This is a genomic window from Leclercia adecarboxylata, from assembly GCF_006874705.1.
GTDB lineage: Bacteria > Pseudomonadota > Gammaproteobacteria > Enterobacterales > Enterobacteriaceae > Enterobacter > Enterobacter adecarboxylatus_C.
This window is the reverse complement of sequence record NZ_CP035382.1, coordinates 4,607,047-4,632,655: the sequence shown is the minus strand read 5'-3', so window position 1 is coordinate 4,632,655 and position 25,609 is coordinate 4,607,047. Positions and strand designations below refer to the sequence as shown.

General features: G+C 55.5%; 24 protein-coding genes and 1 pseudogene. 19 read left to right on the top strand and 6 right to left on the bottom strand.

Translation table 11 applies throughout. The features are described 5' to 3' along the window. Positions 1-42: 42 nt before the first annotated feature. Complete coding sequence (locus ES815_RS23115; protein WP_142489902.1) at positions 43-1,239, top strand: MFS transporter; 1,197 nt, start codon at positions 43-45, stop codon at positions 1,237-1,239. A gap of 84 nt (positions 1,240-1,323) precedes the next feature. Here ES815_RS23115 and hpaX read toward each other — a convergent pair whose 3' ends face one another. After that, a complete protein-coding gene (gene hpaX / locus ES815_RS23110) occupies positions 1,324-2,706 on the bottom strand; it encodes a 4-hydroxyphenylacetate permease (protein ID WP_142489901.1) in 1,383 nt (460 codons plus the stop codon). Positions 2,707-2,984: 278 nt separating this feature from the next. On the opposite strand from hpaX, the gene ES815_RS23105 reads away from it, so the two are divergent. The 17 genes from ES815_RS23105 to catA all read left to right on the top strand — a co-directional run bounded on the left by ES815_RS23105 (position 2,985) and on the right by catA (position 16,920). Further along, positions 2,985-3,449: a MarR family winged helix-turn-helix transcriptional regulator gene (locus ES815_RS23105; RefSeq protein WP_142489900.1), complete on the top strand. Its 465-nt coding sequence runs from the start codon at positions 2,985-2,987 to the stop codon at positions 3,447-3,449. 335 nt (positions 3,450-3,784) lie between these two features. Further along, positions 3,785-4,909 carry an amidase gene (locus ES815_RS23100; RefSeq protein ID WP_142489899.1) on the top strand — a complete coding sequence of 375 codons (1,125 nt, stop codon included), beginning with the start codon at positions 3,785-3,787 and terminating at the stop codon, positions 4,907-4,909. Between the two features lie 106 nt (positions 4,910-5,015). Beyond that, on the top strand, positions 5,016-6,143 hold the full coding sequence (locus ES815_RS23095; protein WP_142489898.1) for an acyl-CoA dehydrogenase family protein: 1,128 nt from the start codon (positions 5,016-5,018) through the stop codon (positions 6,141-6,143). Between the two features lie 21 nt (positions 6,144-6,164). Continuing rightward, entirely contained in the window at positions 6,165-6,521 is a 357-nt protein-coding gene (locus ES815_RS23090) for an IacB protein (protein WP_142489897.1), read from the top strand. 11 nt (positions 6,522-6,532) lie between these two features. Continuing rightward, positions 6,533-7,084: a nuclear transport factor 2 family protein gene (locus tag ES815_RS23085; RefSeq protein WP_142489896.1), complete on the top strand. Its 552-nt coding sequence runs from the start codon at positions 6,533-6,535 to the stop codon at positions 7,082-7,084. Further along, positions 7,074-8,387: a Rieske 2Fe-2S domain-containing protein gene (locus ES815_RS23080; RefSeq protein ID WP_142489895.1), complete on the top strand. Its 1,314-nt coding sequence runs from the start codon at positions 7,074-7,076 to the stop codon at positions 8,385-8,387. The genes ES815_RS23085 and ES815_RS23080 overlap by 11 nt, the downstream gene beginning before the upstream one ends. Next, positions 8,387-8,866 (top strand): aromatic-ring-hydroxylating dioxygenase subunit beta, encoded by a 480-nt coding sequence (locus tag ES815_RS23075; RefSeq protein ID WP_142490114.1) that lies wholly within the window; start codon positions 8,387-8,389, stop codon positions 8,864-8,866. The genes ES815_RS23080 and ES815_RS23075 overlap by 1 nt, the downstream gene beginning before the upstream one ends. A 10-nt stretch (positions 8,867-8,876) precedes the next feature. Then, the gene (locus ES815_RS23070; protein WP_142489894.1) at positions 8,877-9,617 is read left to right on the top strand and encodes an SDR family NAD(P)-dependent oxidoreductase; all 741 of its coding nucleotides are present in this window, start codon (positions 8,877-8,879) and stop codon (positions 9,615-9,617) included. Between the two features lie 9 nt (positions 9,618-9,626). Next, positions 9,627-10,559 (top strand): PDR/VanB family oxidoreductase, encoded by a 933-nt coding sequence (locus tag ES815_RS23065; RefSeq protein ID WP_142489893.1) that lies wholly within the window; start codon positions 9,627-9,629, stop codon positions 10,557-10,559. A 10-nt stretch (positions 10,560-10,569) separates the two neighbouring features. Beyond that, complete coding sequence (locus tag ES815_RS23060) at positions 10,570-11,064, top strand: flavin reductase (protein ID WP_142489892.1); 495 nt, start codon at positions 10,570-10,572, stop codon at positions 11,062-11,064. 24 nt (positions 11,065-11,088) lie between these two features. After that, the gene (locus ES815_RS23055; RefSeq protein WP_142489891.1) at positions 11,089-12,414 is read left to right on the top strand and encodes an MFS transporter; all 1,326 of its coding nucleotides are present in this window, start codon (positions 11,089-11,091) and stop codon (positions 12,412-12,414) included. Continuing rightward, positions 12,411-13,097 carry a 3-oxoacid CoA-transferase subunit A gene (locus ES815_RS23050; protein ID WP_142489890.1) on the top strand — a complete coding sequence of 229 codons (687 nt, stop codon included), beginning with the start codon at positions 12,411-12,413 and terminating at the stop codon, positions 13,095-13,097. The genes ES815_RS23055 and ES815_RS23050 overlap by 4 nt, the downstream gene beginning before the upstream one ends. A gap of 9 nt (positions 13,098-13,106) precedes the next feature. Further along, complete coding sequence (locus ES815_RS23045) at positions 13,107-13,769, top strand: 3-oxoacid CoA-transferase subunit B (RefSeq protein WP_142489889.1); 663 nt, start codon at positions 13,107-13,109, stop codon at positions 13,767-13,769. After that, complete coding sequence (gene pcaD, locus ES815_RS23040) at positions 13,770-14,549, top strand: 3-oxoadipate enol-lactonase (RefSeq protein ID WP_142489888.1); 780 nt, start codon at positions 13,770-13,772, stop codon at positions 14,547-14,549. Then, positions 14,533-15,648 (top strand): muconate cycloisomerase family protein, encoded by a 1,116-nt coding sequence (locus ES815_RS23035; RefSeq protein WP_142489887.1) that lies wholly within the window; start codon positions 14,533-14,535, stop codon positions 15,646-15,648. The genes pcaD and ES815_RS23035 overlap by 17 nt, the downstream gene beginning before the upstream one ends. Positions 15,649-15,660: 12 nt before the next feature. Next, the gene (gene catC / locus ES815_RS23030; protein WP_142489886.1) at positions 15,661-15,948 is read left to right on the top strand and encodes a muconolactone Delta-isomerase; all 288 of its coding nucleotides are present in this window, start codon (positions 15,661-15,663) and stop codon (positions 15,946-15,948) included. Between the two features lie 45 nt (positions 15,949-15,993). Next, the gene (gene catA, locus ES815_RS23025; RefSeq protein ID WP_142489885.1) at positions 15,994-16,920 is read left to right on the top strand and encodes a catechol 1,2-dioxygenase; all 927 of its coding nucleotides are present in this window, start codon (positions 15,994-15,996) and stop codon (positions 16,918-16,920) included. Between the two features lie 403 nt (positions 16,921-17,323). On the opposite strand, the gene ES815_RS23020 is transcribed toward catA, so the two are convergent. The 5 genes and pseudogenes from ES815_RS23020 to ES815_RS23000 form a co-directional block, all read right to left on the bottom strand. Next, positions 17,324-19,225 carry a response regulator receiver domain gene (locus tag ES815_RS23020; protein ID WP_142489884.1) on the bottom strand — a complete coding sequence of 634 codons (1,902 nt, stop codon included), beginning with the start codon at positions 19,223-19,225 and terminating at the stop codon, positions 17,324-17,326. Next, a complete protein-coding gene (locus ES815_RS23015; protein ID WP_142489883.1) occupies positions 19,218-20,816 on the bottom strand; it encodes an ATP-binding protein in 1,599 nt (532 codons plus the stop codon). The genes ES815_RS23020 and ES815_RS23015 overlap by 8 nt, the downstream gene beginning before the upstream one ends. Before the next feature lie 75 nt (positions 20,817-20,891). Further along, complete coding sequence (locus ES815_RS23010; protein WP_142489882.1) at positions 20,892-22,187, bottom strand: ATP-binding protein; 1,296 nt, start codon at positions 22,185-22,187, stop codon at positions 20,892-20,894. Beyond that, entirely contained in the window at positions 22,184-23,329 is a 1,146-nt protein-coding gene (locus tag ES815_RS23005) for a DNA cytosine methyltransferase (protein ID WP_142489881.1), read from the bottom strand. The genes ES815_RS23010 and ES815_RS23005 overlap by 4 nt, the downstream gene beginning before the upstream one ends. Positions 23,330-23,750: 421 nt before the next feature. Then, positions 23,751-24,095 (bottom strand): annotated as a pseudogene (locus ES815_RS23000) (hypothetical protein); the annotation flags it as partial. A 343-nt stretch (positions 24,096-24,438) separates the two neighbouring features. Between ES815_RS23000 and ES815_RS22995 the strand changes: the two are divergent. Then, positions 24,439-25,506: an FUSC family protein gene (locus tag ES815_RS22995; protein WP_185902367.1), complete on the top strand. Its 1,068-nt coding sequence runs from the start codon at positions 24,439-24,441 to the stop codon at positions 25,504-25,506. The last annotated feature ends 103 nt before the right edge of the window (positions 25,507-25,609 follow it).

Here is a 25,609-nt window from a genome sequence, read left to right as displayed (position 1 = left end):
CTTTGCGACATACATCACATTTTCCTGACGGGAGTAGTACAAATGCATTCATCCATCGCCGCAAATGATACCAGCGCCCCGGCCAGACCCGCCTGGCGCGCGGTCTGGTCGCTGGGGCTGGGGGTATTCGGCCTGATTGTCGCCGAGTTTCTGCCTGCCAGCCTGTTGACGCCCATGGCTGCCAGTCTCGGCGTCAGCGAAGGGGTGGCCGGGCAGTCAGTGACCGCCACCGCGCTGGTGGCGCTGGTCACCGGCCTGCTGATCACCTCCGCCACCAAAAGCATCGACCGCCGCTGGGTGCTGATGTTCTTCTCGGTCCTGCAAATTATCTCCAGCCTGATGGTCGCCTTCGCGCCGACGCTGCACGTCCTGCTGATGGGCCGCTTGCTGCTCGGCGTGGCGATTGGCGGCTTCTGGGCAATGTCCACCGCCACCGCGATGCGCCTCGTGCCCGCCAGCGACGTGCCAAAGGCGCTGGCCATTATCTTCTCCGGGGTGTCGATTGCCACCGTGGTGGCCGCGCCGCTGGGTAGCTATCTCGGCAGCCTGATCGGCTGGCGTAACGTCTTTATCCTCTGCGTGGTGCCCAGCGCGCTGGCCCTGCTGTGGCAGCTGTGGGTACTGCCGTCGATGCGCCCGGAGAACAGCGGTAGCCTCAGCACGCTGTGGCGGGTTCTGCGTCGTCCGGGGATGATCGGTGGCCTGCTGGCGACTATTCTGATCTTCAGCGGCCATTTCGCCTTCTTTACCTATTTGCGTCCGTTCCTCGAGACGGTGGGGCAGGCGAGCGTGGAAACCATTTCCCTGATCCTGCTTGGCTTTGGCGTGGCAAACTTCGTCGGCACCTCTATTGCCGGGCATCTGCTGGCGCGCAACCTGCGCCTTACCCTGGCGCTGGTGCCGTTCGCGATGGGGATCCTGGCGTTGCTGATGGTGGCCTTTGGGCATCTGGCGCTGGTCGACGGCCTGCTGGTGAGCCTGTGGGGCTTCGCCTTCGGTCTGGTACCGGTGGGCTGGTCAACCTGGCTGGCGACCACCGTCACTGACGAGGCCGAAAGCGCGGGCGGACTCATGGTCGCCGCGATCCAGCTGGCGATCGGCGCCGGTGCGGCAGGGGGCGGGGCGGTGTTCGATCTCAACGGGGCCAGCGGGGTATTTACCGCCAGCGGCGTGCTGCTGGTCGCAGCGATGGTGATGGTGTTTGCCGGGGTACGGGTGAAACCGGTCGCGGCGGAGTAAGTTTGCATGCCCGGCGGCGCTGCGCTTGCCGGGCCTACAAAAACCGTAGGCCGGGTAAGGCGTAGCCGCCACCCGGCGATGCCACTACTGCTGCGCGGTATTTTTCATTGGAATCAACGAAATCACCACCGCGCCCAGCACCAGGAAACCAGCCACCATAAAGATCCCGGCGTTGAAGTTGCCGGTGACATCCTTCATCCAGCCCATCAGCAGCGGCCCCAGCGCGGCGCCGGTCATCCCGGTGGCGTTGATCACCGCAATCCCCAGGGCACGGGCGCGCAGCGAAATAGAACGGTCCGGCGTGGTCCAGAAGATCACCATCGCCGCAAAGGCACCGGATGAAGCCATCACGATCCCGGTGAACTGCAACATCGGATCGCTGCTGGTGGCGGTCAGGATCCAGCCTGCGGCGGCAAACAGGTACGGCAGCAGGGTGTGAACTTTACGCTCGTTGCGCTTATCGGAACGTTTACTCCACCAGACCATCGCCACTATGGTACAGACCTGCGGGATGGCGCTCAGGATCCCGATGGTCACGTTGCTGCTCTCCTCGCTGATGCTGCGCAGGATCAGCGGCGTCCAGACGCTGAGGGCGCTCAGGGTGTTGGTCAGGCAGAAGTAGGCGAGGGTGTAGAGCATGATGGTCGGGGTGAACAGCTCCCGCATCAGGCTGCCCTGTTTCGGCGCCAGCGCGGCCCGCTCCCGCTGCTGGGTGCTCTCAGCATTCAGGCGATCCGCCTCCAGCATCTCCTTCAGGCAGGCCTTGTCATCCTGGGTCAGCCAGCGGGCTTTGTCCGGGCTGTCGTCCAGCCAGAACCAGACCACGAAGCCCAGAATCACTGACGGGAAGCCTTCCAGCAGGAACAGCCACTGCCAGCCCTTCAGGTTCATCACCCCATCGAGGTTCAGAATGTACCCCGAGGCCAGCGAGCCCAGCGCCATGGTCACCGGCATGGCAATCATAAACAGGGCGTTAGCGCGGGCGCGGTAGTGCGCCGGGAACCAGAAGGTTAAATAGAGCAGCAGGCCCGGCAGGAAGCCGGCTTCGGCGATCCCCACCAGCATGCGCAGCACATACAGGCTACCAGGGCCGGTGGCGAACATGGTGGCGGTTGATGCAATCCCCCAGACCACCATCAGAATGGCGATCCAGCGCCGGGCGCCCACGATACTCAGCATCACGTTGCTGGGGATCCCGCAGATAACATACATCACGTAAAACAGGGTGGTCGCCAGGCCAAACATGGTGCTGGTGAGGCCCAGATCTTTGCCCATCGTTAGCCCGGCAAAGCCGATGTTGATGCGATCCAGATATGAGAAGACGAACAGGATGAACAAAAAAGTGATTAGCCTGCGGAATAACTTTTTGATCACCCGCTGTTGACGCGGATCGAGCGTGACGTCAGCAGGCGAAGGTGGAGCCAGCACGTCAGCGCGTGTCTGTTCCAGCGATGGACTCTCGTTCATGAAAAGCTCCACATTGCGGTTATAGGTATTGTTGTTTCGTGCAACCTGAACACGTGCGCTAACGTATAGGAAATCGCACACATAAACGTCAATGTTATGTTTGAAAAATGATACGCAATTGTTAATCACGTAGCGTTTTCGAATCATATTGCGATATCGATCGGCTTTCGTGGCGCGCAGGTAATAAGAGAAGGCATTGCCGGGCGTGAAGAGGCTATAGCGGGCGGACAATAGCGGGTATAATTGCGGCCATTGCATCACTTCTGGAACGTCATTTCATGAGTCAAACCACACCATCGTCAGACACCGGCTCCTCTTTTCATCGCGAAGAGTTCCCGTTCTACTGGATCGTTAATGTCTATGCGCGCTACACGCAAGTTATGGAAATCACACTGAAAAAGGTGCAGCTCGATGTTTCCCGCTTTCGGGTGCTGATGATTACCGAGCAGTACGGTAAGGCCAGCATCTCGCAGATCTCCGAATATGCGATGACCAAGATGCCGACCGTCACCAAAATTGTCGGTCGCCTGCGTGATGACGGCCTGGTGACCACCGCCAGCAGCGTGCAGGACGCCAGGGTGACCGAGGTGATGCTCACCGATACCGGACGTGAAAAAGTGGCCGAGGCGCACCGCCTTACCAGCAAGGTTTTTGAGAAGGGTTTTAAAGGGATGACCGCCGCCCAGATGGAAAAAATGAACCTCTCGCTGGCGAAGGTACTCGATAACCTGAACGAGCTTTGAAGCGGCCGCAGGGAGAATTGCGGATTTGTGACAGCCTTAAAAATTTCAGATAATCTAATTTAAAACAATGAGTTAATAAAAAGCCGCGCTGAGTCCCAGCGCGGCTTTTTTTTCATTTCCGTGCAGTTTTAATTGTTATTAATCATCATCATACCCCTCTCGCCTGCAAGTGTTATAAAAATGTTTCCATGTTATTTTTACGTAAAATTAACGTGAAAAATTACTTGAATATTCATCTAAATATTCCATCATTGACCTGAGTTCACGTGGGTCGAATCGCAGCGAAGACTGCCCCGCCCGAATATGATTCGTTTTTTCTGTCTAAGGTGCGAATTATGCAGCCTGTTACTGAGAGCAATGGTTACGTAGCACGGTTTACCCTCGGCGAGGGCGACCTCAGCTTCGCGGTGAAAGACACCCTCGACATCGCAGGCTTCCCGACCCGCGCCGGCTGTCCGGCACTGGCGGCCAACCCGGCGGCGGAACAGCATGCCGACGTGGTGGCGACCCTGCTCGGACAGGGCTGCGTCCTGACCGGAAAAACCACCCTGCATGAGCTGGCGTTTGGCGTCACCGGGATTAACCCCTGGGGCGGCACGCCTATTAACCCGCGTTTCCCTGACCTGATACCCGGCGGCTCCTCCAGCGGTTCGGCCGCGGTGGTGGCCGCCGGTGAGGTGGATTTCGCCCTCGGCACCGATACCGGCGGCTCGGTGCGGATGCCCGCCGCCTGCTGCGGGATCCTCGGCTTAAAACCCACCTACGGCCGGCTTAGCCGGGCAGGGGTGATGCCCGCTCACAGCTCGCTGGACTGCGTGGGCATCTTTGCCCGCAGCAGCAGCGTCCTGCGCCAGGTGCTGACCCGTCTTGCCCTTCCGGTCGACGCGCCCGTGACCACGCTGCCCGCGATGGGCTTTATCCCGACGGCCACGAGCGACATAGACGCGCTGCTGCTGAATTTCCTCGCGCAGTGGGACCTGCGCCCGCAGCAGGTTGATCTCCCCCTGCTGGGCGATGCTCATCGCGCCGGGCTGACCCTCATCAGCCGCGAAAACTGGCAGGCCTTTAACCCCTTACTGAGCGACGACAGAGTGTCTGCCGACGTGGCAACCCGCATTCGCGCCGGAGCCAGCATTGATACCGACGCCCTGAATGGCGCTGAAGATATCCGCCGGGCATTCACCGCCCAGGTCGATGCCCGGCTTGCGAAAACCCCGCTGCTGGCGCTGGCAACCCTGCCGGAACTGCCCCCGACCCTGGACGAGGCGAAAGACCCGCTTAGCGTGGTCAACCTCACCCGGCTGGTGCGCCCGTTCAACCTCAGCGGCCATCCGGCGCTGACCCTGCCTGCGGGCACGCTTGGTGGCCGTCCGGTGGCGTTGCAGCTGATCGCCGCCAAAGGGCAGGAGGGCCTGCTGATCCAGGCCGCCGAATGGCTGGCTGAACGACGACGCCGCTAACCATCCCGTTTTACCGCGCCCGGTTTTAACAATAACTCAGTGAGTACCACTCATTGCGGCAGCGCTCGTCTCTCTGCGGGCCGCACACTCTTTTCGGGAGGAAGCTATGTCAGCCATTCATGTTCGTGAGGAGCTCGTTCCACTGCTGAATGACGTTGCGGCCCGCAGCGCCGATTTTGAGCAGCAGCGTCATATCTCTGACGACATCATCGCCCGGTTTAAGCAGGTCGGCGTCTACCGCGCGCTGGTCCCCAAAATCTATGGCGGCGAGGAGTGCTCTCCGGCGCAGTTCTGTGAGCTGATCGAGCAGATCGCCACCGCCGATGGCTCTGCAGGCTGGGTCGCCAGCTTCGGCATGAGCCCGTTTTATCTCGGGGCGTTGCCAAAGGACACCCTGAAAGCGCTCTACCGCGACGGCCCGGACGTGGTCTTCGCTGGCGGTATCTTCCCGCCGCACAAGGCAGTGCTGGCCGACGGCGGCTATCGGGTCAGCGGACGCTGGGGCTTTGCCAGCGGCAGCATGGGCGCCTCGGTGTTTGGCGTCGGCATCCTGCCGGAAAGCGGCGAACCTCTGCCGCGGATGGCGGTTCTGCCGCGTGATTGCGTGCAGATCGACCCGGTGTGGAACACCGTCGGCCTGGCCGGAACCGGCAGCCACGATCTGGTGGTTAACGATGCCTTTGTGCCCCAGGAGTGGACCTTCGTGCGCGGCGGCGCCCTTAACCTCGACGGGGCGCTCTATCGCTATCCGGTGCTGTCTCTCGCCACTCAGGTGCTCTCGGTGGTGGCGCTCGGCGTGGCCCGCGCCGCCCTGAATGAAATCTATGCCATAGCCCATCGTCAGCAGTCGGTAACCGGTGCCCCGCGGCTGGCCGACCGCCCGCAGGCCCAGATGCAGATTGCCCGCTGCGAAGCGGATCTGCGCTCCGCCCGGGCCTGGTTCTACGACGCCATCGACGATGTCTGGCAGTGCATTCTCGCCGGGGATGAGCCCGCCAGCGAGCAGATCAACGCCCTGCGGCTCTCCTCTACCCACGTCACCCGCGTGGCCGCCGAGGTCACTCGCCAGGCGCTGGCGCTGAACGGCATGGGCGGTATCACCATGAAAAGCCCGCTGCAACGCTACGTGCGCGACACCATGGTGATCACCCAGCACGCCTTTATGGGCGACCTCTCTTATCTCAACGCCGGTACGGTCTATTTCGGTGGCCAGCCTCTGCCGGGTTATTTGTAATTTTGACGAAAGGAGCAACAGATGAGCCAGACAACAACCTTACGCGTGCTGTTTTGTATCGGCGTGAACCAGAACTTCTTTGATGCCACCCCGGCGGAAGCCAAACAGGTTTGGGGCGCGTTCGGCGTGATGATGAAAGGCATCGACGAAACCCAGGGCATCCGGGTTATCGGCAACATGGACGACGACCGTCTGATGGTTGGCCCGTCTACGACCTCCCCGTGGACCACCTACGTGCTGGCCGATGCCGACAACCTCGACAGCGTGGTGGCCGCCTGCAACCTGTTCCGCACTACCCCGGTGGGCGACGGCGAGAGCAAGCTGTGGAAGTACTGCAAGATCGAAGCCCGCGTCGGGCGTGAACTGATCATTCAATAACGGAGCCCATCATGAGCCCACAGGATGCGCTGCGTTTACAGCAGCTTGAGGATCAGCAGGCAGCCCGGGTCTGTATCAGCAACTACATGCGGCTGTGCGATCGGCTGGACAGCATGGAGACGGTACAGGCCATCGGGGCGCTGTTCAGCGCAGACGCCTGCTGGGAAGGGGTGGGGGAGCCCTACGCCACCCGGCTGGGCAGGCATCAGGGGCGTGCGGCGATTGAGGCGATGATGGCGAGCTACGTCCGCCACCCGGCGCACTTCGCCCTCAATGCCCACTTTCTCTGTTCCGAAGCCCTGTATCAGGATGCCGACGGCGAGCTGCACGGCCGTTGGCTGATGCTGCAAACCTCCGCCTTTACCGCCGGAGGGGCGCACCTGAACGCGGCCGAGTTGCAGATTATTTTCCGTCGCGAGGCGGGGGAGATGACCATCCACCATTTCACCACCCGCAACCTGTTCAGCAGGCCGGTAAGCCACTGGCAGACGGCGGATGCGCTCCCGGTACCCGACAACAATCAGACCCCCGACGACGAGCAGGAGACAGATTATGCAGTGTGACCACATCATCAATGTCAAAAATATCGATACCACGGCGCAGCCCGTCCCGACCAGAGAAGAGATTGCGGCCCTGGTGAAGGCGGACCGCGTCCACACCTCGCTCTATACCTCAGATGAGCTGTTCCAGCTGGAGCTGGACCGTATTTTCACGAAAACCTGGGTCTGGGTGGCGCACGTCAGCGAGATCCCGGAGACCGGCAGCTTTAAAACCACCGAGATCGGCACCCAGCCGGTGATTGTGGTGCGCGACCGCAAAGGCACCGTCCACACCCTGCTGAACCGCTGCCGACACCGCGCGGCCACCGTCTGCGAACACCGCACCGGCAAAACCAACAGCTTCGTCTGCCCGTACCACGGCTGGGGCTACGCCCTCGACGGCAGCCTGCGCGGCGTGCCGCACCCGGAAAGCTACGCCGACCAGCTGGAGAAAAACGAACTGGGGCTGGTGTCGCTGCGTACCGAGCAGTACGCGGGCATGGTGTTCGCCACCTTTAACGAGCAGATCGAACCCCTGGAGGATTTCCTCGGCGCGGCGAAGAAGTGGATGGATCTGTTTATGAAGCAGGGGGCGGGCTACCCGGTCAAGACCGGGCCTGCGCACCGCTTCCGCTTCCCGGGCAACTGGAAAATCCAGCTGGAGAACACCACCGACGGCTACCACTTCCCGGTGGTGCACCGCTCCTTCCTCAGTTCGGTCGATAAGCAGACCGAAGAGATGCTCAATTTTGTGGACGGCAGCGGCTATGTCGAAGATCTCGGCAACGGCCACAGCGTGATGGTGATGATCCCCGAGCTGGTGGATCTGGAAGCCAACCTCGATGCGCCGATCCCGGAACGCTTTATCGGGCTGGCGGACGAACTGCGCAAAGAGCACGACGAAGAGCAGGTCCGCCGCATCGTGCGGGCGGTGGGCGGCTCTGGCTTCAACCTCAACCTGTTCCCGAACATCGCCTGCTCGATGGCCTTCTTCCGCGTTCTGCAGCCGATCTCGGTGATGGAAACCGAAATTCACCACGCGGTGATCACCATGGACGGCGGGCCGGAGATTGCCAACCAGGCGCGTCTGCGTCTGCACGAACACTTCCAGGGCCCGATGGGCTTTGGCACCCCGGATGACTCCGAGGCCTGGGAACGCGTCCAGCGCGGGGCCACAGCGGGGGACGACCTGTGGATCATGCTTAACCGCGGCCTGGCCGGGGAGTACCGCACTGACGACGGCCTGCGCAGCGACGTCAGCGCCGAAACCGGGATGCGTGCGGCCTACCAGCAGTGGAAAAAGTTAATGACGGAGAGCGAAAAATGATGACGCCAGATTCTGTGCTGTTTGCGGCGATGTCCGTAATTAACCTCGAAGGCGATCTGCTGGACCAGGGCGAGTTCAACGCCTGGCTGGATCTGTGGCAGCGCGACGGCCTGTACGTGGTGCCGATCGACCCGAACGAGAACGATTTCAAAAACACCCTTAACTACGCCTGCGACGATCACCACATGCGCGAGCGCCGGGTGAAGCGCCTCTACAGCGGGGAGTCAATCTCCACTACGCCGCGGGCCAGAACGCTGCGCACCCTGTCGCGCTTCCGCCTGCTGGAGTCCAGCGAGGATCTGATCGTGGTGCGCGGGGCGCAATCCCTGTGGGAGCACCGCAAAGGCCACAGCCGCCACTACGCGGCGGACATCACCTGGCACCTCAAGCCGCAGGAGGGCAGGTTGCTGATTACGCAGAAGGTGATCCGCCTGGTTAACAGCGACGATGTGCTGCACAGCATCGGCTACATCCTCTGAGGAACCGTCCATGACGCAAACCGTATTAGTGACCGGCGCCGCCGCCGGTCTGGGCAACGCCATTGCCGCTCATCTGCTGAAGCAGGGTTATCAGGTGGTGCTGACCGATGTCGATGTGGATCGCGCCCGGGAGGCCGCAGATCGTCTCGATGACGGTCAGGGCAGGGTGCTGGCGCTGGGGCTGGATATCTGCCAGCCGCAGGATTTCACCCGGGCGCTCGAGGCGACCATTGAACGCTTCGGCAGCCTGGAGGTGCTGGTCAACAATGCTGCCCTGACCCTCGCCACCCCGGTGATGGAGATTGACGTCGAGGAGTTCGACCGGGTGATCGCCACCAACCTGCGCGGCACCTTTGTCGGCTGTCAGACCTTTGGGCGCTACTTCGCCACCCGCGGCTACGGTCGCATCATTAATCTGGCCTCGCTGGCCGGGCAGAACGGCGGCACTGCCTCCGGGGCCCACTACGCGGCCTCGAAGGGCGGCATTCTGACCCTGACCAAAATCTTTGCCCGCGAGCTGAGCAAATCCGGCGTAACGGTCAACGCCATCGCCCCGGGCCCGCTGGATCTGCCCATGGTTCACGCCCTGGTGCCGGAAGAGAAGATGCCCGGGCTGCTGCAAACGATCCCGGTGGGCCAGCTAGGGGAAGCAGAGTTTGTCGCCCAGGCCGTGGCCTTGCTGGCATCCGAACAGGCGTCGTTTGTCACCGGGGCGACCTGGGACATCAACGGCGGTCTGTTTATGCGTTAAGGAGTCAACATGCTGACATTACAGGTTATCAGGCGGGAGTTGCAGGGCGAGGTGGTCCTGCTGACGCTGGCGCATGCTGAGGGTATCGACCTCCCGGCCTTCAGCGCGGGGGCGCATATCGATCTGCATCTGGCAGACGACCTGGTGCGTCCGTACTCCCTGTGCGGCGACCCTGAAGATCGCCAGCACTACCAGCTCGGCATTCTGAAAGATACCCAATCCCAGGGGGGCTCCCTTGCCGCCCACGCCCTCAACGTGGGGGATCGGATCCCGGTCAGCGAACCGCGCAACCTGTTTGCGCTGGATGCGTCAGCCAGCCACAGCCTGCTGATTGGCGGCGGAATTGGCATCACCCCGATGCTGGCGATGGCCGCCGAGCTGCACGCCTGCGGGCGCTCTTTCAGCCTGCACTACTGCGCCCGTACCCGCGATGGGGCGGCCTTTATTACGCAACTGGAGCAGGCGGCCTGGGCCGACCGCGTTCAGCTGCACTTCAGCGACACCCGGCGGCTGAACCTGGCGGCAGTGCTGACCGACGTCCCGGCCAATACCCACGTCTACACCTGCGGCCCGACGCGGCTGATGGATGCCGTTACTGAACAGGCCGCGGCCCTGGGTTACTGCCCGGAGCAGGTGCATCTGGAGTGTTTCAGCGCCGAAGTCGAAACCGGCGGCGCGGCATTCGAAGTCTTCGCGGCAGCCAGCGGCATCACCGTGCAGGTGCTGGAGAGCCAGACCATCGTCGAGGCGCTGGCACTGGCCGGGCTGAAGGTGTGCGTCTCCTGCAAACAGGGGATCTGCGGCAGCTGCCTGACCGACGTGCTGGAGGGCGAGCCGGACCATCGCGACAGCTACCTGACCGACGAAGAGAAAGCCGACGGCGACCAGATTTTGTTGTGTTGTTCCCGGGCGAAAAGCGCCCGTTTAGTTATCGATCTGTGAGGAAACCCTTATGACACTGCAAACCGAATTTCGTAATGCGATGGCACAGCTGGGAAGTGCGGTCTCGGTGATCACCACCGACGGCCCGGCGGGCAAGTTTGGCTTTACCGCCTCCGCCGTGTGCAGCGTTACGGACTCGCCGCCGACGCTGCTGGTCTGCATGAACCGCAACTCCTTTGCCCACGCGCCCTTCAGGCAGAACGGGGCCCTGTGCGTCAACGTGCTCTCCAGCGACCATCAGGATCTCTCCGGGGTGTTCGCCAACGCCAGCCTGCGCTCCGAGCAGCGCTTTGCGTATGACTCCTGGCAGGTGCTGGCCAGCGGCGCACCGGTGCTCAGCTCATCCGTCGCCAGCTTCGACTGCCTGATCGATACCTGCCATGAAGTGGGCAGCCACTCGGTTTTCTACTGCCAGGTGCAGGCGATACGCATCAGCGAAACGCCGCGCGGCCTCGTTTACTTTAACCGTCGCTACCATGCCGTCGGGCATGACCTGGAAGCGTAACACCCAAAATAAAAGGTAACGCGGATGAGCCATGTTGAGACTCAAACAACTGCTGCCCCGGCTGCGGGCGCACAGGATGCCGGACAGCTGCGCAAGCTGGTGATCGCCTCGGTGCTGGGCAATGCCCTGGAATGGTATGACTTCTTCCTCTACGGCACCGCCGCGGCGCTGGTCTTCGGGCCGCTGTTCTTCCCGGTGGGCGGCGACCCGATGCAGGGCACGCTGCTGGCCTTCTCCGGCTTTGCGGTGGGTTTCCTTGCCCGTCCGCTGGGCGGGATCGTCTTCGGCCATATCGGGGATCGTTACAGCCGCAAGATGACGCTGATCATGACCCTGACCCTGATGGGAGCCACCACCTTTGTGATCGGCCTGCTGCCGGTCTATGCGCAGATTGGCATCTGGGCGCCAATCTCGCTCATCACCCTGCGCTTTTTACAGGGCGTGGCGTCCGGCGGCGAGTGGGGCGGCGGGGTGCTGATGTTGAGCGAGAACGCCCCGGCGTCGCGTCGCGGCTACTTTACCGCCTGGAGCCAGATGGGGGTGTCCGGCGGGTTTGTCCTCTCCGCCTTCGCCTTTTATCTGGTGCAGAAGCTGCCGGAAGACGACCTGATGAGCTGGGGCTGGCGCGTGCCTTTCCTGCTCAGCATCGTGATTTTCCTGGTCGGGGTCTATATCCGCAAAAACATCCGCGAGAGCAAGGCTTTCAGTCAGGCAAAACCGGAGGCGAAGCACGAGAAGATCCCGCTGATGGTGCTGATCCGCGAGCACCCGAAGGCGCTGCTCCAGGCCATCGCCCTGCGTCTGCCGGAGAACGGGGCCTCCTATATCTTCTTTACCTTCTCGGTGGTCTACGCCAAACACATCGGCATTGGCACCGGGGAGATCATCAGCGCCGTGACCCTGGCGATGCTGGTGGAGTTCTTCTCGATCCTGTTCTGGGGCGCGCTCTCGGATCGCATCGGCCTGAAGCCGGTCTACTACATCGGCGTGATGGGTCTGCTGGTGATGGCCTTCCCGTTCTTCTGGCTGCTCTCCACCGGGGACTACGGCTGGATCATGGTGGCGATGCTGCTCGGCCTGCCGTTCTGCCACGGGGCGATGATCGGCACTCAGCCCTGCATCATGAGCGACCTGTTCCCGGTGCGCGTGCGCTACTCCGGCCTGGCGCTGGGGCATGAGGTGGGCTCGATCTTCTCCGGCGGTCTGGGACCGATGCTGGCGGTGGCGCTGCTGATGCATTTCGACGCCTCCTGGCCGGTCTCCCTGCTGCTGATGGCCTATGCGCTGCTGGCGTGGATCGCCCTGCGCAGCCTGCCGTCCACGAATAAAAACAACGAGGTAAGCAAATGATTGATAAACGGATTGCCGCCGCCGATGCCGCCGTGGCGGACATTTTCGACGGCGCGGTGGTGATGGTGGGCGGATTTGGCGCGGCCGGTCAGCCCGCCGAACTGCTGGATGCCCTGATCCGCCGCCAGCCGCGGGATCTGACCCTGATCAGCAACAACGCCGGGAACGGTGATTACGGCCTGGCTGCGCTGCTGAAGGCCGGCTGCGTGAAGAAGGTGATCTGCTCCTTCCCGCGCCAGACCGACTCCTGGGTGTTTGACGACCTCTACCGCCGGGGCGAAGTCGAGCTGGAGCTGGTGCCGCAGGGCAACCTTGCGGCACGCATTCAGGCGGGCGGCAGCGGCCTGGGGGCAATTTTCACCCCCACCGGATTTGGCACAGAGCTGGCGGCGGGCAAAGAGATTCGTCACATCGACGGCAAAGATTATGTCCTCGAGTACCCGCTCAAAGCCGATTTCGCCCTGATCAAAGCCCTGAAGGCCGACCGCTGGGGCAACCTGGTGTATGACAAAACCGGGCGCAACTTCGGGCCGATCATGGCTGCGGCGGCCAGCTGCACCATTGCCCAGGTGAGCGAGATGGTCGCCCTCGGCGAACTCGACCCGGAAGCGGTGGTGACGCCGGGGATTTTTGTTCAACGCGTGGTGACGGTCGCACCCGTTCGCCTGCCGCAGACAGCATAAGGAGATCCCGTGAATAAACTGACCCATCAACAGCTGGCCGAGCGCATTGCGCGGGACATCCCGGAAGGGGCCTACGTGAACCTCGGCATTGGCCTGCCGACCCGGATCGCCAACTACCTCCCGGCGGATCGCGAGATCTTCCTGCACAGCGAAAACGGCATTCTCGGCATGGGGCCTGCGCCTGCGCCGGGAGAAGAAGATCCGGAGCTGATTAACGCCGGGAAACAGCCGGTGACCCTGCTTCAGGGCGGCTGCTATTTCCACCACGGCGACTCCTTCACCATGATGCGCGGCGGCCACCTCGATATCTGCGTGCTGGGGGCCTATCAGGTCTCCGAGCGCGGCGATCTGGCCAACTGGAGCACCGGCGAACCGTCCTCCATTCCTGCCGTCGGCGGGGCGATGGATCTGGCGATTGGCGCGAAGCGCGTCTATGTGATGACCGAGCATCTGACCCGTCAGGGCGAGTGCAAAATCGTCCAGGCTTGCACCTATCCGCTGACCGGGATGGCCTGCATCGACCGGATCTACACCGATATGGCGGTGATGGATATCACTGCGCAGGGCATCCTGGTGCGCGAGCTGTTTGGCGACGTGACGGCGGAGTATCTCCAGTCCGTCACCCCGGTGGCGCTGACCTTTGCCCTCAACGCCGAAACCGAGGAGGCGTAAATGGATCTGGAATATCGCCTCGATGGCCCGGAAGAGGCCCCGGTGCTGGTGCTCTCTAACTCGCTGGGCACCACCTGGCAGATGTGGCAGGGGCAGATGGCCGACTTTACTCAACACTTCCGCGTGCTGCGCTACAACACCCGCGGGCACGGTCGCTCTCCGGTTCCGGCAGAGGGCATCACCCTTGATTTGCTGGGGCAGGACGCGATCGCTCTGCTGGATCATCTGGATATTGAGCGCGCCTTTTACTGCGGCATCTCTCTCGGCGGGATGACCGGGATGTGGCTCAACCGCCACGCCCCGTCGCGTTTTCCGCGCATCGTGGTCGCCAATACCGCGGCAAAAATCGGCGAGTCCAGAGGCTGGTTGCAGCGTGCGGCCACCGTGCGCCAGCAGGGGATGGGCCCGGTCGCCAGCACCGCGGCGGATCGCTGGTTTACTCCGGCGTATCGCCAGCAGAACCCCGGGATGGTCCAGCTGCTGATCGACGATCTCGCCGATACCCCAACCGAAGGCTATGCCGCCTGCTGCGAAGCGCTGGCAACGGCGGATCTGCGCGATGAGGTCGCCGCCATGCTGCGCCCGATGCTGGTGATTGCCGGTACTGAAGATCCGGTCACTACCGTGCAGGACGCCGAATGGCTTGCCGCCCAGGCGAAGCAGACCGAATGCGTCGCCTTGCCCGCCTCACACCTGTCGAACGTGGCCTGCCCGTCCGGGTTCAACCACCACGTCGTGACCTTTTTAACCGCAGGAGCTGTACATGACCATCACCATTGAATCCCTGGCCTGCTGGCTGGTGGATATCCCGACCATTCGCCCGCACAAGCTGTCGATGGCGACCATGGGCTGCCAGACGCTGACCATTGTCCGCATGGAGTGCGCGAACGGCATCACCGGCTGGGGCGAAGCCACCACCATCGGCGGCCTGAGCTACGGCGCCGAAAGCCCGGAGGCGATCAAATCCGCCATTGAAACCTATCTGGCTCCACTCCTGTGCGGCCAGTCGTTCCACGGCGTGGCCGACCTGGCGGAGAAGATGAACGCCAGCGTGAAGGGCAACACTTTTGCCAAATCCGCCCTCGAAACCGCGTTTCTCGATGCCCAGGGTAAAGCGCTGGGTCTGCCGGTGAGCTCCCTGCTGGGCGGGGCATTGACGCAACGCCTGCCGGTGCTGTGGACCCTGGCGAGCGGCGACACGCAAAAAGACATTGAAGAGGGTAAACGCCTGCTGGCGGAAGGGCGGCACAACACCTTCAAGCTGAAGATTGGCGCCCGCGGGCTGGATGTGGACATTCGACACGCCCTGGCGATCAAAGCCGCGCTGGGGGATGAGGTGAGCGTGCGGGTCGACGTTAACCAGGCCTGGGATCTGACCACCGCCATCAAAGGGATGACCCGGCTGCAGGACGGCGGGATCGACCTGGTGGAACAGCCGATCCCGCTCTGGGATCGACAGGGGCTTATCACTCTCAGCCAGCGTTTCGCGGTACCGATCCTCGCCGACGAAGCGGTGGCAACCAGCCATGACGGCTACGCCCTCGCAAGCGGCGGCTTTACCGGCGCGTATGCCCTGAAGATCGCCAAAGCGGGCGGCCCGGCGCAGGCCCTGAAGCTGGCGCACGTGGCGCAGGCGGCGGGTGTGGCGCTGTACGGCGGCACCATGCTGGAAGGGACGCTCGGCACCGTGGCCTCGCTGCATGCCTGGTCGACGGTAAACATGCAGTGGGGCACCGAGATGTTCGGCCCGCTGCTGCTGAAGGATGACATCGTGGTACGTCCGCTGGAATTCAGCCAGGGAGAGGTGACGTTACCGCAGGGGCCAGGACTGGGCGTCGAGATCGATGAAGACAAGCTGCGTCATTACGCACGTCAATAAAAGGAAAACGCGATGCTTTTTAAAGTGGAAATGACGGTCAACATCCCGTCGTCGCTGCCTTCGGCAGAGGTTGAAGCGATCAAAGCGAAAGAGAAAGCCTACTCCCAGCGCTTACAGCGGGAAGGTAAATGGCCGCACATCTGGCGCGTGGTCGGGCAGTACGCCAACGTCAGCATTTTTGACGTGGCGGACAACCAGGAGCTGCACGACATCCTGACCGCGCTGCCGCTCTACCCCTGGATGGAAATCAGCGTGCAGCCCCTGTGTACGCATCCGTCCTCCATTCATAACGAACAGTAGTCGTCGACATAACAACAAACTGAACCCTACAAAGAGGAAGATGCAATGTCCGTGAATCCTGCACATCAAACCGAACTGGAATCCTTACTGGCGATCAGCAGCGGCTTAAACGCCACCGGCGGTAACGATCGTCTGAAAAACATCATGCACCAGCTGCTGAGCGACCTGTGCAAAACCATCAAGCAGTTCGACGTCACCGACGAAGAGTTCTGGGTGGCGGTGAACTACCTCAACGAGCTGGGCGGTCGCCAGGAAGCGGCGCTGCTGGCGGCTGGCCTGGGCCTGGAGCACTATCTGGATATGCGTGCCGACGAGAAAGAAGCGGCATCCGGCGAGAACCAGGGAACCCCGCGCACCATCGAAGGCCCGCTGTACGTGGCAAATGCGCCGCTGAGCGATGGCTTTGCCCGCATGGACGACGGTCGGGAGCAGGCGGAAACCATGTGGCTGCAGGGCCAGGTGACCGATCTGCAGGGTAAGCCGGTGGCGGGCGCGATCGTGGATATCTGGCACGCCAACACCCTCGGCGGCTACTCGTTCTTCGACCAGTCCCAGAGCGAATATAACCTGCGCCGCCGCATCCGTACCGGTGAAGACGGCCGCTATGCGGTGCGCAGCATCGTGCCGTGCGGCTACGGCTGTCCGCCGGATGGCCCAACCCAGAAGCTGCTGACAGCCATTGGCCGCCACGGTAACCGCCCGGCGCACGTGCACTTCTTTGTCTCGGCACCGGGGTATAAGCACCTGACCACGCAGATCAACCTGAACGGGGATGAGTATCTGTGGGATGACTTTGCCTTTGCGACGAGGGCGGAGCTGATTGCGGATCCGGTGAAGATTACGGACAGTGCCGTAGCTAAACAGCGGGATCTTGACGGGGAGCATACGGAGGTGAATTTTAGTTTTGCGTTGGTGGAAACTGCTGAAAGTAATGAAGAGCAGAGAGGGAAGCGGGCGCGGGTTAAGGAATAGGTCCGAAAGGTTAGAGGGCCGGGGCCGCGTTGCGGCCCAGGTTTTTATGTTTGTAAGTAAAATGACTCTTCAGAGCATAAAGTAATAGAATCGTCTGCCCCAGATAATTGAAGAAAAATAGAGTTGAATTATTTAAATATGGATGTGGTTTTTTATAAATTGATAAATTCAGTACGGAACTAAAGTAACAACCATAGATAAGGTTAAATTTCCCAAGATAATTTCTCTCTAAGGAACCCTTATCCTTCCATATATCTTGTTACTTTATCATTGCTAAGAAAATCAGTATTAATTTATGGGGTTGATTAATGTATTTTAATGCTTGGTTAAAATTAAGTGAACAAAATAAGTGTTACTCAAGGAATGATAACTTCATTATCTTCAGTAACACTTGATTCTTTTTTTATTCTGGTAAGGGTGATACATATCCCAGGCCAATGCGACTTACACTTACCCCAATGCGTTGAATATAATTTAGGGCATATTCATAACGTAATTTCGCGATTACTTGAGCTTCTTTTTGTTCACTCTTAATTTTCATCTCATCAAGTTCGAGTTGAAGCTCTAATAATGAAAGTTTCCCATGTTCGATTACCCCCCCTCGCTGTGCTACGAATGCACGCCAATCAACTTTTTGAATTGCAGGAGTAGTAGTATCGTCTTTTGGAGACTTGACCCCAAGCCCTAAGATATTTCCTTCGTACTCAACGTAGCAATATGAACCGGTGTTAATATGAGAGGCTGTAAGTTCATCCAAATTAGTAACAGGGTGAAGTCTGATTGCAGTAAAAGGACGCAGATTTATATCACTACCTTTTTTGAAGGCTATAGTGTTCTGGCCAGGTTGTAAATCACAAGCAGGAGTTGCGCACACCCACCAAGTATTGTCCAATTTAAAAACATGTCCGCTATCTAGTTGTTCTGTTCTAGTTTTATCTAATATATCTTCTTTTGTTGGTAAGCAGCAAACATAGCGATTATATTGGTTAATTGCAGTTTTATTATCGGAAGCCGTGTCCAGACTTACCCGATAATGGTCTTTGAAAGTAAAGCCAGTTGCAGCGTCAACTTCATATATTTTTTTACCAAAGTCAGCAACATTTTCTTCAACCAAAAATGACAACATTTCAGATTGGCGAGATACATGATCTTTTAGTTTATAATGACGTAGAACTTCAATTTGTTCTTTTGGTAAGCCAGCTAAACCAGGATCACGTATTGTCTCATAGAATTTAGCAAACGCATGTTTCTGCTTTAATGAAGCATCTTCAACTTCAGCACCTATCCGGCTAATCTCATAACGGAATTTTGCCGATAGTAAACGAGATGGGGTAGGCTTCCAATCGACCAATGCATTCTCGAGCTCTGTTAATAGATTTTCTGGACCTTTGCTTACGAAGCATACAAACCCTTTGGAAGTACGTAACCACCTACAGGTGTTGGAAATATTCCATGATAAGCCTATTGGCGGAGTAACAGTAAACTCTGCAAGATATCTAGCCTCAAATAACTGTATTGCCCAATAAAAGAACCATTTCTTTTGTTGTGGTCTTAGTGTTAATTCATTTGCCCATGCAGTTAAGCTAGCATAGCTACCTCTACCACTCATAAACTCGCCAAGAGCTTTTTGCAGGCCACCATCAGGATGTCGTGCTTGGAAGTAAGAAGCCATATCAAGCTTTTCTTCGATAATTGATCTATCAAACTCGTCTGCATCTTCTTTTTCAGTAATCAAGTCATCTAAAATATTTATTTGTTCTTTACATTTATCATCATATTGAGATGTACAACTCATCATTAGTGAACGAAGGCACTCATAAATGACGTTATCTAACTCCTCGCTTGTATGAACTACTACCAAATTAAAATTTTGATTATCTAAAACAGAAGATAGAATTTTGCGTGCAATTTCCCCTCCCGTTCCGGCTTCAGCACCTTCGAGATTATAATCTAAAATTAATAAATCTGATTGATGAAGATGATTAGCCAGTTGGCTTGCAGATTCGCTACCAGCTGTTTTTAGAGCTGAATTGGATGAAACTCCATCATGAATATCAATAATAAAACCTGGTTTTCGACTACGAAATTCTTTTATCAAGTTCATAACTTCGATTGCAATATCTGAATTTTTCCACTTTTTCTTGCTTGAGATTTCTTCTATTTGCGGAGAATTTTCTTGTCCTTCAATCTTAGAGTTAAATATTTCCTCCCAAGTAGGGTATTGATCATCAATAATTAATACAGATCGTAGCGGAGCGATGAAAGCTTCGCTAACCAAACCCTGCAAAGTATTTGCCTCAGCCAAAATTAGCTCCCTTAAATTCGATCATAAAATTAGCTCCATCTAGTGGCCTAAACTTACGCTCTGTTGCGTACTCAATAGAATGGCCACCAACCATTAAATTTACTCGACAGAGATACAATCCAATACCTCTTCCCCCACTGGATTTCCGAGTAAAGAACATTTTAAAAAGATTATCTTGGTCAACTGGGTTGATACCTGGTCCGTTATCGGAAACTATTATCTTCCTATCTTTAGTCGAAAGATAAATTTCAGGATCTAAGGTTTGTGTAGTAACCAACCAATAGACACTATTATTAACTAAATTAACGAAAACAGGATACAAACGAGATGGTTGCTCATATATCGAAAACATACGAAATTCATCCGACGCATGTATTTTGATTTTTCTGTTTCGCAAGACCGTTTCAAAAAAGCTGATGATATAATTTTCAATTTCTCTACCATTAATTTCTCGACGGGTTTTGTTGCCTGATACTTTTAATGGAGATAGAAACTCAAGTTGTTGACTAATTGCCTCAAATCCTTCTATGATTAGATTTGTACCTGGAATCGCTCCCGCAGAACGAATTTGTCTTAGCCCTTCTCTAACCATTCGTTCGTTGTTGGTTAGTTCATGCCCAAGTATTTCAACAGTTATTCCCAATTGAGCAACTTGATTGAGACGATTTAAATCGTCTCGTAAGATAATGTTATCTGCTGTCCCTTGCCTAGCAATCAGCTCGATATTGATATTTTCACTCATCAATTCAAGAGAGTTTAAATAAGATTGAAAAGTATCTTCATTTTCAGCATCAAGTTTTGTGTAAATATTTTTCATCTCTTCTAGTACTTGATCAAGACCAAGAATGCCCAATCGTACTTGATCAACTAAAGGCATTGTTTCAAGATGAAAAGCCTTATTACGTTCGTCAAAGAGTGCTGAAACTCTTTCTCTCTCCGTTTCCTGTATATTATCAATCGACTTTCGCCAACTTTTAAGACGTGCCTGTAATCTGCTGGCGTGACTATTAAGTTGTTTTCTAGCAATATCTTCTGGTTTTGCTGGATTTATATTCTGAATCGCAATTGCTCGTTTCCCTTCGAGAGCTCGGATACGCTCAAGCATTTCAGCATACATAGCTCTGAATGAGCGATAATCCTCTTCCACAGCCCCTAGTTTTGCTGGAGCTCCAACTACTCTTAAATCAGCCAACCGCATATTTAATTCACTTATCAGTGTTTGCGTATCATCTAGGTCCTGTTCACATTTGATATGAGCATTAGCCAATAAATTCTGCGTCTCAGAAATCATTGATACCAAAAGTGGTAAGTTCATTTTTAATCGTGACCGAAATTTTTGAGCGTTTGTTTTTGCGAGCTTCTTTCGTTCATTTTCAGCTTTTTCTTTTTCATTTTGAGCTTTAATGTCAGGTAGAAGTTCTTTTCGGAGAACCGCATTACTCCCAAAAAATTCGTAAGCTGCTCGTTTCAGTATGTTTTTTACGACCTCACGCAAAACCTTAGTTGCGCGGTTATCGATAAAGCCTTCACGACCAGCTTTATCACGCAGATTTGAGTTCAACTCTCTCGAAATTGCGATACGACCAAACATACGTCTGGCATTCCAAAATTCTCGTCCAGCATTGATGCTACGTTGTTTTTCTATTTCAAAGAAGTCATTAGTTTCTCACCCATATGGCAGGACTCGTAACCCATTACGGAATATTAGAAAACCACTATGTTGTTTAGCTAGTTCGATGAATCGAACAAAATTTTCTTGCGAGAGGGTCGAGTTCTCTCTTGTTTGTTCAAATGTAGCCACATGTATGCTGAATGGACCAATGAATGTACTAGGTCCTTTCGGTATTGTTAGATCTTTAGGAGGGTAAATTACATAATCATTTCCAATTTTTCGCCACTCTCCAAAAGCTTTTACTTGACCCCTAAAGACACCGAATTCATCAATATTTCCAGATAACACGTGTTCCATTTGTTCTGTGACTTCTCGGTTGATGGCATCTCTATCATTTTCAATGATAGTAGTTGATAGCTTACCTAGCCATGTTTTAACTTCATAGGAAAAGTCAGGATCAAAGGCGTTGAACTCACTGGCATCGACCCCAACATAGGGATCAGTAAACGCAGAGAGTGTGCTAAAAAAAGACTGTCGAATATTTTTTACATTCGAGTCCAATTCGATAGATGATAATTGCGCTTTGAGGTCGTAATTAATGTCAGAAACGATTAAGGCTGTGCCATGTTGTCTTTTTTCATTCCAAACTAGCCAAGGCTCAAAATGGCGTTCTTCAAAGCGTGCTTTAATTATTGTGTTAGCAATAAGTTCTGATGGTTTTTTGGCTTTAGGATCATTATCTAACACGAGCCTGTCATAAATATCCCATGCGAGTTTCAGTCGTTTTGCTCTTTTTTCGTCAGAATTACCACCCCATAAATTATCCTTTAAACGGTTAAATAAATCAGGAAGCAATTGAAAGAGTTCTGACCGTTCAACAAATTGAGTAACAGGTATTTCAATATCTGATAAAATAAGGTATGGATTCTCGAAAATACGCCAGTCTATCAGCGCGGCAACAAAGTCCGCATTTTTTCTTTTGCTGACAATTAATAGTAGGGGACCAAGATTTGCTGATGATAGTCGGCCAATTCCTTTTTGGCCTTGCTTAGTTCGTTTTGGTAAACCGTCCCGGTCATCTTTATCCAAAGCACTTTCATAGTATTTTGAATCTGTTCCGACAATGAGCCAACGATTGATAAATTCATCATAACTCATGCCGTGTCCATCATCGTAAACAGCTGCTACTGGCTCCGGATCATCAAAAATATGTAGGCTTACGTTGCGTGCATAAGCATCGTAGGCATTTTTCCAAAGCTCAGAGATAGCTGTTGGGCAGTCAGCGATTTGCTCGCGCCCGAGGTGATCAACCGTCCTGGCTTGGGTACGAAAGGCAAGTGTCTCAATCATACTTTCTCTATTTCCTTCTCTTTGACGCTTGAAGATGCATCAACTCCCGTCTGGTCTAAGGATCTGTCAAGTAAATTACTTTTGATATATTTGATCAAATACCTGCCTAGCTCAACAGGTACTGCATTTCCGATTTGCCGGCCCGCAGCAGTAAGGCCACCAATGAAAGTGAAAGTATCAGGAAATGTCTGGATTCTAGCTGCTTGTCGAAGTGTAATGCCATGATGTTCTGTTGGATGTACGAAACGGCCTTTTGAGGGATTAATACATGCTGTTGTCATCGTTGGTGCAGGCTCAGCTGGATTGATTCGGCCATAGACATCTTTGTGTCCATCATGTTTTTCATGACATGGAAGTACTCGTCCTGAATCTTTTCTGCTTCCCCCATTTGGTGGTGTGTTGCGAAATGCATTAACTAAGTCGGAGCCGTGATTCATATGAATGTCATTTTCATCATTAACAGGAGCGGCTTTAAAAACATCTGCGCATGAGATCCACTGTTTTTGTCCCGCTTTAGCTTTCCCTGGTGCGATGTGAGTTGCCTTTGGTGGCCAGACAAAACTTTCCGCATCTATCGGGTCTCTCACCCCTAAGATGAAAACACGTTTTCTACGTTGTGGTACGCCGAAATCTCTAGCATCCAATACGACAGGACTAAAAATTGTATAGCCAGCCCTGGCTCCTTCTTCATAAAATTTTTCGAGGAATGCTTTATGGCGTTCCCAAAGTATGCCGGGAACATTCTCCATCAAGAAAACGCGAGGTCGAAAAGCTTTAACGAATTTGAAATACGCAAGAACCAGTTGATTTCTAGGGTCATTCACGCCAGCATCCAGTATTCGATGCGTAGAGAAGCCTTGACAAGGGGGCCCTCCCAAAAGCAAATCGCACACCGTGCTTCCGAGAAATTCATCACGTACTGATTCAGGGACATACTCAAGTATGCTTCTATCAAGTACCTTGGCCTTTTTTGCTGCATCGTACTTAAGTATATTAGTTGTATAGGTTTTTACAGCATAAGCGTCATTTTCTATAGCAATGGCAATTGTGCAACCAGCTTGTACAGCTGCAAGAGAGAATCCACCTGCACCTGCAAATAGATCGATCGCGATGGGCTTAGTGACACGATTTTTTTTATCCATTTAATTTTTAACGCTCAAGTGAAGCTAATTTGTTGATAGGTTTATTGGGTAAGCATTTCAAGCACAGTTTCGGCCAACAGTGCAGGCAAGTCTGAAAGCAGATCAGCCATAGCTTTACCTCATATGTTTTGCCACCCAAATATTGCATATAGCAAGTCTAACAATGGATCTTATAGTAAGAAAGTCTAAATGACCTTATTGAGTCAACCATAGGGCACTTATCAAGTATAAATGGTTACATTTTGTTCTTTAGCAACAGTCAAATTCCCCTATGCGCTATTGTACAAAATCAGATTAATAATTCCCAAAAGTTAAACCTTTTTACACGTTCCATCCCGCAGAAAACTTGTCTATGATTGTATTAAAGGGGCTCGTCATAGCCCTGCTTATCGCTAAACGCTGCAGTGATTTTCATCAGTTCTTATTGCACGGTAATATACGGCTCCTTCACAAACTCCGCCAACAACCACACCATATCATGCAGCAAACCCGTTAACTCCTTCGCCACGCCAGGCGGCAGAGTACCTGCCAGCAGCGCCTGCGTTAACGCCTGCGCATAGTCCACCTGTAGCGCAGTTTCCTGCCAGCACTCCGGTACGCAGGAGGTGACTTTCTCCCCCACGATAAGCTGTGTGACCAGGTACGGCGGCAGGTCGGCATTGCCGAGTTCCCGCAGCTGGCGCAGGCCATGCAGCACACGTTCACAGAGCGCAGTACATGTTTCTCTATTGTCAGTTTCAAGCAACACACTCACCAGTGCGGCGCAGCGAAGTAGTAGCGCTGACGGAGGTAGGAATGCCGTGCACGACAAAAACGGCCAGCCTTGCGGCTGCTCCGCCAGCGCCACCGTGATTTTAAAGGGATGAGCGCTGTCGCGACAAAAATATTGCCGTGGCGTGAAAGTACGGGTTCCTGGGCCCGATTGCGGATGTGCCGCAACGCCGTCACTCTATGACGCCGATCCTCTGAAAAAAAGAGTTCACCCCGAATTACATCAGGTTGCTTAAGGCTTTGCGAGGCGGCTTCCAGAAAGGTCATACCGGGTGATTTGCTTGCCCTGCGCGGCTAACTACACTCCCTTTTAGCCAAATAAAAAGAGGGAGAAGATCGTGAACATCAGCTTTCATTCACCGACCGCTCAACTCAAACAGTGGCTAAATCGTCTGGTCGCAGTAACGCTGAAAGAGATATTCGCGATTCAGGTTATCGCTGCCGTGCTGGTGTCGGTGCTGTTGTCCGATCTGGCGGGTTTTGATTACCCTGGCTGGGCAGCACTCAGTAGCTACGCGGTCATGAATACGTCAGTCAAGGCCTCGACGGTCCGGGCTTTCAACCGGGTGACAGGGACGGTACTTGGCGGTGTGCTGGCACTCCTGCTTACCACGTATCTCATCCAGGATGCGGCGTTTCTGGTCCTGTTCTGCGCAATTGTCGGGGGCGTGGCGGTATGGCGGGCGGACGTCTCCCGCTGGTCATACTCCTGGGTACTGGGGGCGGTCACATCCATGATGGTGATGGCGGAAGCGCAGAAGAACAGTGAATTTCGCCATCTGCTACGTTTTACGTTTAACCGCATCGAAGAGGTGGTGCTGGGTTGTGCAGTCTGTATTGCGATTACGATACTCTTTTACCCGTTGAACCGTCGCAGACAGGTTGCAACGCCGCAGCAAAATAGTCACCCTGAGCCGCCCCGCCGACCGCTGTTGCCCCTGCAGGCCGGGATCACCTTGTTACTGGTGACGCCGATACTGCTTGTTTTCCAGCTGACGGGATTCTGGCAGGCGATGGTTTCCGTGCTGGCGGTCTTTATTCTTCCGGCCTCAACTCAGCCCGTACAGCAGCAGGTCAGCCAACGAATGCAGCAACGTTTATACGGCTGCATGGCCGCTACATTGCTGAGTTTGATCCTTTTACCCGTCATGCACCATTATCCCCCGGTTTATATTGCCACGCTGGTTGCGGGGTTATGGCTGGGGTGTCACCTGCAACAGGGAAAGCCGTCCGTCAGTTATTTTGGTCGGCAGTTTACCGTTGCCTGGATCATCGTTTATATCCAGGAGTCGTTGTGGCTGACCGAGCCGATTCAGGCGGTCATGCGCTCTGTCAGCATCCTGATCGCCATTATTATCATTGGCATGGTGATGGCGGTGTTTCGCGCGTTAAAACTGAGTGTCTGAAATAGTGCACATCGTGGCGGGGTGGAGCAATGCCGGGGGCGCTTCGCTTGCCCGGCCTACAAACCAGATCTCATTTTTACTCTGGCTTTTGGTGTTGATTCTT